The sequence below is a fragment of the uncultured Aquimarina sp. genome, from assembly GCF_947496855.1.
In the GTDB taxonomy this organism is placed as follows: Bacteria; Bacteroidota; Bacteroidia; order Flavobacteriales; family Flavobacteriaceae; genus Aquimarina.
This window is the reverse complement of the sequence record NZ_CANMED010000001.1, coordinates 1,319,955-1,332,524: the sequence shown is the minus strand read 5'-3', so window position 1 is coordinate 1,332,524 and position 12,570 is coordinate 1,319,955. Positions and strand designations below refer to the sequence as shown.

General features: G+C 31.1%; 11 protein-coding genes. 6 read left to right on the top strand and 5 right to left on the bottom strand.

Annotation, left to right across the window (positions count from 1 at the left end; translation table 11 throughout):
- Positions 1-4: 4 nt before the first annotated feature.
- A complete protein-coding gene (locus Q0921_RS05790; protein ID WP_299254569.1) occupies positions 5-742 on the bottom strand; it encodes an outer membrane lipoprotein-sorting protein in 738 nt (245 codons plus the stop codon).
- A 90-nt stretch (positions 743-832) separates the two neighbouring features.
- Between Q0921_RS05790 and Q0921_RS05785 the strand changes: the two genes are divergently transcribed.
- The 6 genes from Q0921_RS05785 to Q0921_RS05760 all read left to right on the top strand — a co-directional run bounded on the left by Q0921_RS05785 (position 833) and on the right by Q0921_RS05760 (position 8,206).
- Entirely contained in the window at positions 833-1,723 is an 891-nt protein-coding gene (locus Q0921_RS05785) for a DUF72 domain-containing protein (RefSeq protein ID WP_299254566.1), read from the top strand.
- 205 nt (positions 1,724-1,928) lie between these two features.
- Entirely contained in the window at positions 1,929-2,327 is a 399-nt protein-coding gene (locus Q0921_RS05780; RefSeq protein WP_299254563.1) for a hypothetical protein, read from the top strand.
- Between the two features lie 87 nt (positions 2,328-2,414).
- Complete coding sequence (locus tag Q0921_RS05775; protein WP_299254560.1) at positions 2,415-3,524, top strand: DEAD/DEAH box helicase; 1,110 nt, start codon at positions 2,415-2,417, stop codon at positions 3,522-3,524.
- Positions 3,525-3,838: 314 nt separating this feature from the next.
- Positions 3,839-6,319 carry an ATP-dependent Clp protease ATP-binding subunit gene (locus Q0921_RS05770; protein ID WP_299254557.1) on the top strand — a complete coding sequence of 827 codons (2,481 nt, stop codon included), beginning with the start codon at positions 3,839-3,841 and terminating at the stop codon, positions 6,317-6,319.
- Positions 6,320-6,383: 64 nt separating this feature from the next.
- Entirely contained in the window at positions 6,384-6,833 is a 450-nt protein-coding gene (locus Q0921_RS05765) for a hypothetical protein (protein ID WP_299254554.1), read from the top strand.
- A gap of 20 nt (positions 6,834-6,853) precedes the next feature.
- Positions 6,854-8,206: a DUF5458 family protein gene (locus Q0921_RS05760; protein WP_299254551.1), complete on the top strand. Its 1,353-nt coding sequence runs from the start codon at positions 6,854-6,856 to the stop codon at positions 8,204-8,206.
- 65 nt (positions 8,207-8,271) lie between these two features.
- Here the strand turns inward: Q0921_RS05760 and Q0921_RS05755 are convergent, their stop codons facing one another.
- The 4 genes from Q0921_RS05755 to Q0921_RS05740 all read right to left on the bottom strand — a co-directional run bounded on the left by Q0921_RS05755 (position 8,272) and on the right by Q0921_RS05740 (position 12,474).
- A complete protein-coding gene (locus Q0921_RS05755; RefSeq protein ID WP_299254549.1) occupies positions 8,272-8,646 on the bottom strand; it encodes a response regulator in 375 nt (124 codons plus the stop codon).
- On the bottom strand, positions 8,643-10,847 hold the full coding sequence (locus tag Q0921_RS05750; RefSeq protein ID WP_299254547.1) for a PAS domain-containing protein: 2,205 nt from the start codon (positions 10,845-10,847) through the stop codon (positions 8,643-8,645). The genes Q0921_RS05755 and Q0921_RS05750 overlap by 4 nt, the downstream gene beginning before the upstream one ends.
- A 133-nt stretch (positions 10,848-10,980) precedes the next feature.
- Complete coding sequence (locus Q0921_RS05745) at positions 10,981-11,379, bottom strand: hypothetical protein (protein WP_299254545.1); 399 nt, start codon at positions 11,377-11,379, stop codon at positions 10,981-10,983.
- A gap of 201 nt (positions 11,380-11,580) precedes the next feature.
- Positions 11,581-12,474, bottom strand: coding sequence for a leucine-rich repeat domain-containing protein (locus Q0921_RS05740; protein WP_299254542.1), 894 nt, complete (start codon positions 12,472-12,474; stop codon positions 11,581-11,583).
- Between the last annotated feature and the right edge of the window lie 96 nt (positions 12,475-12,570).

Here is a 12,570-nt window from a genome sequence, read left to right as displayed (position 1 = left end):
TGATTTATTTTTTCTCAGGGAAAGCAAATTTAGCATTGTCAACTTCCGGATTAATTTTAATCTCTTTAAAAGTCATAGTTTGAAATTCACTTCCAACAGTAAACGGGAAATAAACGCCATTCACTTCCTGATAATCACTTATAGAAGATTTTACAGTTTGTCCTTTCATTGGACCTTGATTAATTTGCGTCTCCATAATAATAGGTACAAAATTTTCTGTATCAAAATAATAATGAACAATGTTGGGTTGAGATTGACCATCTACTATGATTGGATCCTTAGTCATTGTTATCTTAAAAGTTTCAGTTCCATCAACAGTTTCTTTTCCAACCAATTCAATGTTGTATCCTTTTTCTTTATAATTCAAAAAAGGATCAGGAAAATCTTTAGTTTGCTTTTTCATATTTTCAGTAGCTTCACTATCACTTTTCTCAGCTTCCATTGTCATTTGATTTCTCTGCCAAGATGTTTCACCATCAAACGCAGACCATATCATGCTGTTTCCTTGCAGTTCTATAGTAACTAATTGCTTTCCATCTTTTGTAGATACTTGTTCAAAAGGGATTTCCATACCTTGCATTTTCATAACCCCCACCATTTCTACACCTTCTAGTTTCTCCCAGTTTTCTTTTCCTCCAGTATTTTCTAGATAATTTGCTACAATTTCATCTGCTGTTTGGGCGTTTGCTGGAGCAATAATTGCTATAATTAAACCTACTATTAATGATTTTAAAGTGTTCATTGTTAAATTTTTTATTGTTGTTACTGTAAAGTTAGTCATTCGAAACTTATTTTTGTTACACTATATATCGTAAAATTTTAAATAGAAGTTATGAAATTTGGAAAAGTAGAGCACCCTGGAAATATAAATTTTGTATTACCAAAAGATCATGACGATACCTTAAGAATTTTACAAAAAGAAAGTAAAAAGGATTTGTCCATATATGTAGGATGTGCTAAATGGAATAAACAAGATTTAAAAGGTTTTTATCCAAGAGGTACAAAAGATGAATTACATTATTATTCCCGACAGTTTAATTCAATAGAATTAAATGCTACTTTTTATAGAATCTTTTCGGAAGATCAATTTAAGAAATGGTACGATAAAACACCAGAAGGATTTAAGTTTTTTCCTAAGCTGGTTCAGAATATATCACATCTCAAGAGGTTAAACGAAGATGTGCAACCTTATGTAGATCAATACTTGGCAAATGCTATACATTTAAAAGAAAAATTAGGAACAATTTTTTTACAAATGCACAGTAATTTTACTCCTAAGTATTTTGATAGAGTTGTAAATTTTGTAGAGAAATGGCCTAAAGAATTACGTTTGTCAATAGAGTTTAGGCATACAGATTGGTTTAATGACGAGACGGTTGCTATTGAGTTATATGATTTATTAGAAAATAATAATATAGCAAATATTATTACGGATTCTGCAGGCAGAAGAGATTTGTTACATATGAGACTGACTAATAAGGAAGCTTTCATAAGGTATGTAGGTGCTAATCATGAAACGGATTATAAGCGATTGAACGACTGGGTTAATCGATTAAAATCGTGGAAAGCGCAGGGGATAGAGGATATTCATTTTTTTGTACATCAGAACATAGAGCAAGAATCTCCGCTATTGTCTAAATTCTTTATTGAATTGCTAAATAAAGAATTGGAAATGAATCTTAATTTGCCTAATCATTCATCTGACGGTGCAACTTTATTTTAGTCAGTTTAACTTAAAATATCAATCAATCTTTGATTTTGTAGCTATAATCAGTCGCGGATAGTGTTAAAGTTTTGAAATATATTGCGTTTAATCCTATTTATGTGTATTTTGCCGATGTTTTAAAAAAGTAACATTCGGATTATCGGATGTTAATTTGAAAACAAACGTAATTTGAAAAAGTATTAACAAGTCAAAATAACCCCCTATGGCTATACAACTACACAACGCTTTATTATTTATTGCAATAATGGTCACTGTTTCTGGGCAATCTCAGAACAAAGACATTAACCAGATAGTTAATTTATTTAGTCACGATATAATGGTTTTTGATTTACATGAAAATTCAATTAATATAGAATTAGATAGAGAGAAAGTTTTTTCTTACACTTTAATTGAAAACCATGATTTACATAATCACCTAGAAGAAGATGAGTTTCATAATGATGGTTCTCATGATATTTCATTGATTGATATTATTTCGTCTGATGAAGGATCTGATTTTAATTGTTCTGGAGGTTTTTGTATGGATAAGTCTCACTTCCATAAAAGAGGACTAACCTTAAAAAAGCAATTATTTAATTATTTCATGAAAATTTCATGTTAATACCTTGATATTTTCTATGATGTATTGCCCTAATTAGTTGGGCAATGAATATATTCATCTATTTTTGTACCCTAAAACAAAATAAGGATGAAATTTTCAGAATTAGGTGTTCCTAAGGATCTAGATAAAGGTCTAAAAGAAATGGGGATTACTGTCCCTACCAAAATTCAAGAACAAACATTGCCTGTTCTGATTAATAACCAAATAGATTTTATAGGTAAAGCTCAGACAGGTACAGGAAAAACAGCTGCCTTTGGTATTCCTCTCTTAACAGCTATTGATCCTAAAAAAAAAGAAGTTCAAGCCTTGGTATTGGCTCCCACTAGAGAACTAGGACAACAAATTGCGAAACAACTTTTTAAATTCACTAAGTATACCGATAAAATTTTTACGGAATCCGTTTACGGAGGTGAAAAGATTGAAATACAGCTCTCAAGGTTAAAAAGACCTACTCACATAATTGTAGCAACCCCCGGCAGACTTATAGATCTAATGGAAAGAAAAGCAGTCGATATCTCTAATATTAAGACTATTGTGATGGATGAAGCTGATGAGATGTTGAGTATGGGATTTAAAAAAGACCTCACTACAATTCTAAGTAAAACTAAAGGTAGAAGAAATGTTTGGCTGTTTTCTGCTACGATACCCTCTGCTCTTAATGAAATTATTAATTCTTATGTAGATAAGAATGCTGTACGCGTATCTGTAGATAAAAACGATGCAGTTAACAAAGGGATTGAACATCAATTCGTTGTTGGTGAAGAAGCAAATAAATTAGATACGTTAACTTACTTTCTCAAATCTCAAAAACATCAAAGAGGTATAATTTTTACTAAAACTAAGGCTGCGGCACGCAAATTGTCTAAACAACTTATTGCAAAAAATCATGAGGTAGGTTTATTAGAAGGTGATATGACTCAAAAAGACAGAGATAAGGTTATGCGAGCTTTTAAAAAAGGTTCTCTAGGGTTATTAGTTTCTACAGATGTAGCTGCAAGAGGAATTGACGTAGCCGATTTAGCATTTGTAGTTCATTATCAATTACCAGATCAAATGGAGTATTATACACATCGAAGTGGTAGAACCGCAAGAGCTGGAAAAACAGGGGTGTCATTAGCATTAATAGTTAAGCAAGAATTAAAATTGATTAGAGATCTTGAAAAGCAACTCGGAATTAGGTTTTCTCAGATTCGATAAGACAAACAGATTAATTATTTTTTGATGTTTTATGACAACGAATAAGGTTGTCCGATTTCAAATACTATCAAGAATTAAAACAAATCTTGTACATTTTATTAAAAACTACCTGAAAACAGGGGTGGTGTTTTACCTAAAAACTAGGTAAATAGATTAGAAAAAATAATATACTTTTGATTTCGGAAAGTATATTTTATGTAACAATTAGAGGAAAATCTAAGGGATATCGGAAAAAATCAAGTTTTATTTAGAGCTGACCGATAATTTTTTGCTAATTATTAGGTTATTTATTTACTTTACGAAAAACCAACTTCATGCAAATATTAGACTATACATTATCACCAAAAGTGAATAATGCTATTCATATAGCACAATCTATTGCTAAAGAGTATTATAATGATCAGTATAATGCTGCTCATTTATTAAAAGCTCTTTTACATAAAGATGTAGGATTAAAGGACTTTTTTAATCAGATTGATGGAGATATCTATTATTATGAAGAATGGTCTGAAGTAAGAATAGAGGCCTTGCCAAGGGTTGTAAATATTCCTGATGCAATTAACGGTGATAAATCTGTAGAAGCAGTATTTAATGAAGCTGATACATTGAAACTTAAATTAGGTGAGGATGAAATCACACCAAAGGCTGTTCTGATAGCATTATGTACACCGGGTGTTGGGTTCTCTTACGAGCAGCTTAAAACACTGCCTCTTAAAGCTGATGAGGTTCTAATTGCTGCTACAAAAGGTAAAACAATAGCTGGAAAAACTAGTTCCAATGCGAGTGGAACAACAAATATTGTAGGGCAGAAAAGTGATTCTGGAATTTTGGATGAATATTGCTTTGATAAAACTTTTGCTGCTAAAAACAAACAGTTGGATGACGTTTTTGGTAGAGATGGAGAAATAAAGATGATCACTGAGATATTAGGAAGGCATTCGAAACCGAATGTTTTGATAACAGGAGAACCAGGTGTTGGAAAAACGGTTCTGTTAGATGGTTTTTCTGAAGCTGTGATTAATGGTAATGTGCCAGAGTCATTAAAAGATGCTCAGATTTACGAGTTAGATTTTATAAACCTTGTTTCCGGAGCGAGTTATAAAAGTGAAGTAGAAGATCGATTCAAAAAGATTTTAGTAGCATTAAAAGAGTTTGATAAACCTGTTCTGTTAATCGATGAAATTAATAACCTTACTGATAAGAATAGTGGTAATCAAGGATTAGTAAATATTTTAAAATCAGAATTAGCGAAAGGCGAAGTAACTTTTATAGCTACTGCTACGAATGATGCATATCGCAAACATGTGGAAACAGACGAAGGACTTACACGAAGATTTGAGATTGTTGCTTTAGATGAACCTTCAGAAGAAGATACGCTTACAATGATCTCTAATACGATTGATAAATATAAAAATCATCATAGCTTAGATGTTATTGATGAAACAATTGCTGAAGCAATACGACTTTCTAAACGGTTCAATAAAGATAGAAGTCTTCCTGATGCAGCTATTGACTTACTAGATAGGACTATGTCTGCTTCTAGATATATGATAGAAACAACGGCTAATAATGTTGAGTCATTATTGAAAGAATTAAAAGAAATAGGAGAGAAGGAATCAGATGAATCCGAAAAAGTTAATTCGGTAAGTTGGATATATAATAATCTTAAAAGTAAGTTTAGTTATCTTTTGTTTACAGAACTTAGTGAAGATGAAATGGTTTTGGGATCAGAAACATTTGATAATTACAAAACTAAAATAGTAACAATTTTAGATCACTTTTTTAAGAAAGCTTCTGAAGAGAAAATCTTTATTGATAAAAATGATGTTTCCGCTACTATTGCCAATAAGACAGGAATTCCAGTAGGAAAACTTCAGGCTGATGAAAAAGAAAGATTGTTGAATATGGAGGATCACCTTAAGCAGAGGGTGATTGGACAAGATCATGCAATCAAAACAATTTCTGAAGCAGTATTAGAGTCCAGATCAGGTTTAAGTAAACCAGGTTTGCCTACGGGATCTTTCTTTTTTACAGGACCAACTGGTACTGGTAAAACAGAGTTAGCAAAATCTTTAGCTGAGTTCTTGTTTCAGACCGAAGATGCTATCATTAGATTCGATATGTCAGAGTTTAAAGAAGAACATTCTGCAGCTTTGTTATATGGAGCACCTCCTGGATATGTTGGTTATGAAGAAGGAGGGTTATTAGTAAACAAAATAAGACAAAAACCGTATTCAATTGTGCTTTTTGATGAAATAGAGAAAGCACATCCTTCTGTGTTTGATATTTTTCTTCAGATTTTAGATGAAGGGAAACTAAATGATAGATTAGGTAAAACAGGAGATTTCTCCAATGCGGTAATTTTGTTTACTTCTAATATTGGTAGTGAACATGTTGTGAAATCATTTGCAGATGGTGAAATTCCTAAATCCACTGACCTTTTGGAACTTATGTCCAGAAACTTTAGACCTGAGTTTTTAGGAAGGCTTACGGAAATTGTTCCGTTTGCTCCGATAACAAAAGACAATGTAATTAAGATTTTTAATATTCAATTAAAAGACTTACACAAAGCGTTAAACAAGCAAGAGGTAATTTTAGAGTTGACAGAGGCAGCTCAGGAATATCTTGCGTATAAGGGATTTACCCCCAAATATGGAGCAAGACCTTTACGTGGAGTTATTAGAACTGATCTAAGAGGCCCGTTGTCTAAGATGTTGATTACTGGTAAGATAGGTAAAGGAAGCAAGGTGAGTCTTGATGTAAAAGATGAAAAAATGCAGTGGTCATACGAATAAAGACCGTATCCTGCGATAAAATTAGTATATTTATAATTCACAATCATTATTAAGATAAGAAAGTATGAGCAATAACACATATGGATTAGGAGGAACAGAGGTTAAAACCGATGCTAGTGAAGCTATATTGGAAATCGGACAAAATAAAACACTTCTTGTTCAGAAATTAACACAAGATCAACCAATTAAACCACAAATAGTAAATGGTTTAACGTCCATTGATCATGTATTTGAAAATTATAAGCCTGAAGTAGAAGTTGAATTCGAAGATGCTGATGGAGTAGAGAGCAAAGAAACATTGAAGTTTAGCCATTTAGGTAATTTTGGAAAAAAAGGGATTATAAATCAGAGTAAGTTTTTAAATGATTTAGATACAGAAAAAGATCAATATCTTAAAGTTGTAAAGCAACTTAAATCAAATAAGATCTTAAAAACTGCTTTAGCAGATCCAGATGCTAAACAAGCATTAATAAGATCCATTCAATCATTATTGGCAGAATTACAACAAGGTTAAAAGATAAAGACATAAAATACATGGCAGCAGGAAAACAAGCTCAAGAGAGTATTAAAATAGAAAACCCAGCAAAGGAGCTAAAACTAAATGAAGAAAAATTAGCCAAATACGGTGGTTTTGATCTTTTAGAAGCGTGTATAGATGACGTTCAGAACATGAATCCTGATCGTAAAGCACGTAAAAAGATTTTTCTTACGGAATCAACTAAAAAATTAGAAAGAGCTAAACTTCAAAAAACATTAGAGATTTGGAGTGATGTTTTATCATCTTCTGATGATATTTCAGAAATGGTTGAAGAATCTGAAAAGCGTTCAGAAATCGCTGGTAAATCTTTAGAAAAAAACTTAGGAGCAGCACTGGAGCAAACAAGAGAATTGGAGCAATCTTATAGATCAGTGGCATTATTCTTTAAGAATACTGAGTCTCAAAAAGTTAAGAATATAAATATAATGAACGCAGAACTTGAGCAATTAAAGGATCTAGATAATACTAGATTCATTGATGCTGTTCAAGAAGAGCTAGTACAAGGGTATGACCGTCTTGATTTAAGAGATAATTATGGTATTTTAGTAATACCAGGATACCTCGGTTCTAACAAAGTTGTTGAAAAATGGGCTAAAATAGCTCATGAAAATAAAGTAATGATGATTACTGATTTTGAACATCTTGATGAACCAGATGATGTTATGGAGATGTTTGAAGCTGCAAATCTTACAGGTGGTGATAAGTATAGATCAAATGTTATGATGGCTTGTAACTGGTTAGTAGGAAGAGGTAAACACGATGAGGTTGGAGAAGAAGATGATCTTTTTGTGCCACCATCAAGTGCACTAGCTGGACAGGTGTATCGAACATTAATGTCTCAGGTTGCTGCTGGTAAGAAACATGGTGGAATTAACGAAGTTGATGGAGTTCGATTTGATCTAAAGAAAAGTGAAATCGCTCAATTAGAAAAACTTGGATTAGTACCTATGGTTAATGAGTATGGAAAAGTTATGGCTTTTTCTGCGAAAACACTATTTAATGGAGATAACCTGGGATTACAAACGTATTCTGTAGTTAGGGTATTTGATTATGTTACTAAGGTGCTTATGGACTTCCTTAATAGAAGAGCATTTGAAAATTTTAATGCTAGAACTCGTAAGGAATTGATGGGACAAATTGTTAAGTTCCTAGATGAAATTACTGGTCCGGATCAGTTAATTGAGGATTTTTCGATTAAACGTTTTGAGCAAGATCCAAATCAAAAGGATAGAGTATATCTTGATATACATATGAAACCTTATTTCCCAGCAAAAAACTTTATGATTAAGATGGATGGTCAGAAAGGAGATGATGGAACTGATTGGGATTCTGATTATGAACAACAATAAAAAAATATAAATAAATAGTATTTATTTAGTAAAGCGAGCGTTTATTTTTAACGCTCGCTTTTTTTTTAATTCATTTGTGATGCAACATTAGAAATAGCAGATAAGAGTTTTTCGAAATTGACAGGTTTCGAAAAGTATTTATCAAATCCAATTTTAATAAATTTCTGGGCATCACCTGGCATTGCATATGCTGTTACTGCATATATCGGAATATTCTTTAGCATGTCTAGTTTTTTAAGACGTTTTAATAATTCACATCCATCCATTTGGTTTAACCCAAGATTAATATCTACCAAGATTAAATCAAGAGACGATTCTTTAACTATTTTTAAAGCCGTTGGACCATTTTCTGCAATCATAATGTTAGATACATTTTTGGATAGCATCTTATTCATGACCATGGCGTTTATCTTGTTATCTTCTACGTAAAGTATATTCATATTTTTTTTGGAATTGTAATGATAAACTTTGTTCCTCTTTCCAATTTACTAATAACTTTAATTTTTCCTCCAAGGATTTCAATATATCTTTTGGATAAGCTTAAACCGATTCCAGTACCTTCATATTTACGACTCAGTCCAATACTTTCTTGTATAAATGGATCAAATATTTTTTTTAGATTGTCTTTTCCAATTCCGATTCCTGAATCTTTGATAGAAATGCGAATGCTTCTTTTTTTTGCTTTAACGTTAACAGCGACTTTACCTTTGGTGGTATACTTAATAGCATTGTGAATAATATTATTAATAGCTGTATGAAAAATGTCGACATCAATAATAGCAGAAGGGCAGCTTTCATCTAATTCTAAAATATACTCTAAATTTTTAGAATTTGCAAAATGGCGATATTCTCGAAAAGAAGTTTCTACCGTATAATTAATATCTGTTTCTACATAAGTAAGATTTTTTTGGATAGTTTCTATTTCACTATAGTGTGATAGGTTATTAATGGTAGCAAGAAGTCTTTCTTTACTTTCGTTTAGATAAGCAGCTAATTTTTTACGATCCCTAGGGTTCTCTTCTTCAAGTAATAATAGGTTACTAATTGTAATAATTCCATTTAAGGGAGTTCTTATCTCGTGACTAAAATTAGATAGTATGTTAGATTTCAGACTGCTTAATTCTTGTTCTTTTAGATGCGCCTGTTTTATGGCAAGTTCTGCTAATTTTTGTTCAGTAATATCGTGAAAACTAACTAAAACAGAATTAATATTATTTTCTTGACCTTTAATAGGAGTGTATTTCGATTCTAACCATTGTATAGAACCTTTATGTGTAATTCGTTCAATTTCTTTTGTAACCGTTTGCCCTTTTAAAGCTTCATTAAACTCATGAAAAAATGTGGTTTTGAAATTTAAAGGCATTACTTCTATAAAAAGTGTAGGTTCTATGGTAGGATCTACATTGAAATCTCTTTTAATAATTTTTAAAGAATCCTCATCTGCCATTAAAATTTCTCCAGAAGTATTTAGTAAGACAGTATATGCAAAACCGTTATTGACCATGGCTAATAGTCGGCTTTGGTTTTCTGCGATGGTTCGTTCGTTTAATTTTTTTTGATGTATATCAATGAGGTTGCCAATCATACGGATTGTTTCACCTTTTTCATTCTTTTTTCTATAGCCATAGACTTCATAATGGCGATATCCTCCATCAAGATGTTTTAGACGGTAGTAGTTGAAATAATGATATCCAACTTTTTTAAGATTTTGATGATGCCTTTCTATGGCTTTATCTAAATCATCGGGATGTATCATTTTCCTGAAAATTTTTTCAGGAACAAAGTCTTCTTTAAGTGGTAATCCCAACATTTTTCTGAAATCTAGACTATAAAAAACCATGTTTGTTTCTATTAAATGGTCGAATAAACCAGATCGAATACCTTTTAGTGCTAATTTTTTAGTTTCTTCATTATATTGTAGTTGTTCTATATAATTTTGTTGATCAGTAATATCCGAAAAGCTACCATTGACAAAAATTACTTTATTATTGTGTTTTATGGCTTCTCCAATTACATGAATCCATTTTCGTACACCTTTTTTAGTGATTATTTGGTCTATATAGTCATATGCAACTCCATGGTTTAGGAGATTGTCCCAATAATCTTTTATGCGCGCTCTAGATGCTTCGGGATAGTAAAATAAGGCTTCTGTCATGCTTAAAGAGGTGCCAGGTTCGAGGTCATGTAAATGATAACATTCATCAGAAAAATATACTCGATCATGGGTAGGCTCATAATGCCAAGTTCCGGTTTTGGTTAATTTAGATAAGGTTTTTAAGAAATTATGTTCTTCATTTTCTTGGGTCACATCTATTCCTGAGGCATAGATTTTGTTGTTATGATAAACTAGATCAAATTTAACATAGAGGATAGCATCAGAAATTAAAGTAGCGAATCCAAAGGTCTTGCTAAGTTGTTTGTTATTTTTAGAAAGTTGAGAAACGGTCTCTTTGAATTCTGATTCATCTTCATCGAGTAAAAATGTATATATAGATTCCTCAATGATTTTGTCTTTTGGTAATGAGAAAAGTATCTCACATCGTTTGTTGATTCTACAGATATTTCCTTTATCATCTAATACGATAAGAAATAGCAAAGTTTTCTCTTTAAGGAATTCAAATTCGTCTGCTGTAAATGCCATAAATCTAGTAGGTAATTCTATTCTTAAAGTTACAAAAATGATTTATATAAAGAAATGCTAATTTCTAGTATAAAAATTAAGGCTACTTTTTAAGTCAAGTAATGAGTTAATCTACAAAATTAGATCTATGGATTTATTCTTTTGACCTGTTTATGAATCTATATAATAGGATGACAACACCTAATCCAATAAGGAGATACAATCCATATGACTGCCAAAAAGAAGTGCTTTTGGTAGTAAGTAGAAGAGGGGTTTGTTTGTTATATAATATTTTAATTCTATCACCTTCTTTGTCAAGGGCTCCTATAAAGGGAATGTGCATTAGTTTTACTGTACTTGTGAGACTATCACCCTCTAAGGTCTTATAATTTACAGTAGCAGTTGCAGAAGATCTGCGTGATCTGACTTTAAAATTGATTTCTTTAATAACTGCTTCTGTTTCTATATATGTGGAAGTATCGTCCTGCGCAATTATGCAAAATGAGAAACTAAGAAATAGAATGGATAGGTGAAAGATTTTAAGATGTTTCATTCTTGGTGAATTAGAAATCTAAATATACTACATCGATATTAGATTTGGAAATGATACTTTGCTAATCGAAATATGCTTCTCATACTTTTCATCTAGGGTTCCTTTATCAGGCGAGTAATATCTGAACCTGTTATAATTCAATCCAGTTTCTACATACTCATATTGTCCTTGATATCTAAACGGACAATCTCCAGCAGCACCTTATTTGTTTCTTCCTCGTTGAGCGCCTGTAGTTTCTATAATTTCTTCTATGGTATGACTGTAATGCTTTTTGTTAGGGTAAAAATTTATTTGTTTTAAACTTTTTGATTCTAATAAAGGTTTCATATTTCCATCTTTAGAAAACCAGAAGTTTATTTTTTCTAAATTTGGCATTGAAGAAATGAATTCTATTGAATCAAGGTTATCTATAAACAATTCCCTGATACTCGAATTCTTTGATAAAAAGGAAAAATCTGTTAACTGTTTGCATTTTTCTATATTTAAAACTTTTAAATTGGATAATTTGCCAATTGGGTTTATATCTTTTATTTTGTTATTATAATTAATATCAAGTCTTTCAATTTTTAAATTTTCAATTCCTTCAACAGATATAAAATTTCCTCTAGTTAATCGTAATGTGATAAGACTTTCCAGATTAGATAGATTAATGAGGTTGCTTTCGGATAGAGAGATAATTAAGAGCTCTTTTAGATTATGTAGAGTATTTAAGTTAGTTACTCCTTTATTATATTTAAAATTTAGTTTTTCTAATTGTGTTAAAAAACAAAAATCTAGTTTAAATGTTTTGTTTTTAAAAGATAAACTTTTTAAATTTTCCAAAGTATATAGATTCTCAATATCATTTTTCGAAAGATTGATATGATCACTAAAGCTTAATTCCTCAATTTTTTTATTCTCTATTATATTAGTAGTATCTAGTTTTATTTTATAAAGCTCTTTAGGGTCACTAAAACCATATTCTGCGTAAGCATTAAGTGGCTTTATAGCTAAACTACTTATATTATTACTAATGGCATATTTAACTCCTTCATTTAAAGAAAAAGGATCAATACTAAGTATGTTTTTTACACTTGATTTTTCAAATTTTTTCATCAAATAGATTTTTTAAGAACACCAAGGCGTTTTACTTTTGGAGGCCTATTTCAACGAACTTCTTAAGTATCTTTAAAACATGGGAATGTTAGGTTT

Excerpts from the sequence above, each read along its gene's own strand:
- Q0921_RS05785 (WP_299254566.1), top strand. The coding sequence starts at position 833 with ATGAAATTTGGAAAAGTAGAGCACCCTGGAAATATAAATTTTGTATTA.
- Q0921_RS05770 (WP_299254557.1), top strand. The coding sequence starts at position 3,839 with ATGCAAATATTAGACTATACATTATCACCAAAAGTGAATAATGCTATT.
- Q0921_RS05740 (WP_299254542.1), bottom strand. The coding sequence starts at position 12,474 with ATGAAAAAATTTGAAAAATCAAGTGTAAAAAACATACTTAGTATTGAT.
- Q0921_RS05765 (WP_299254554.1), top strand. The coding sequence starts at position 6,384 with ATGAGCAATAACACATATGGATTAGGAGGAACAGAGGTTAAAACCGAT.
- Q0921_RS05775 (WP_299254560.1), top strand. The coding sequence starts at position 2,415 with ATGAAATTTTCAGAATTAGGTGTTCCTAAGGATCTAGATAAAGGTCTA.
- Q0921_RS05760 (WP_299254551.1), top strand. The coding sequence starts at position 6,854 with ATGGCAGCAGGAAAACAAGCTCAAGAGAGTATTAAAATAGAAAACCCA.
- Q0921_RS05745 (WP_299254545.1), bottom strand. The coding sequence starts at position 11,379 with ATGAAACATCTTAAAATCTTTCACCTATCCATTCTATTTCTTAGTTTC.
- Q0921_RS05790 (WP_299254569.1), bottom strand. The coding sequence starts at position 742 with ATGAACACTTTAAAATCATTAATAGTAGGTTTAATTATAGCAATTATT.
- Q0921_RS05780 (WP_299254563.1), top strand. The coding sequence starts at position 1,929 with ATGGCTATACAACTACACAACGCTTTATTATTTATTGCAATAATGGTC.
- Q0921_RS05755 (WP_299254549.1), bottom strand. The coding sequence starts at position 8,646 with ATGAATATACTTTACGTAGAAGATAACAAGATAAACGCCATGGTCATG.
- Q0921_RS05750 (WP_299254547.1), bottom strand. The coding sequence starts at position 10,847 with ATGGCATTTACAGCAGACGAATTTGAATTCCTTAAAGAGAAAACTTTG.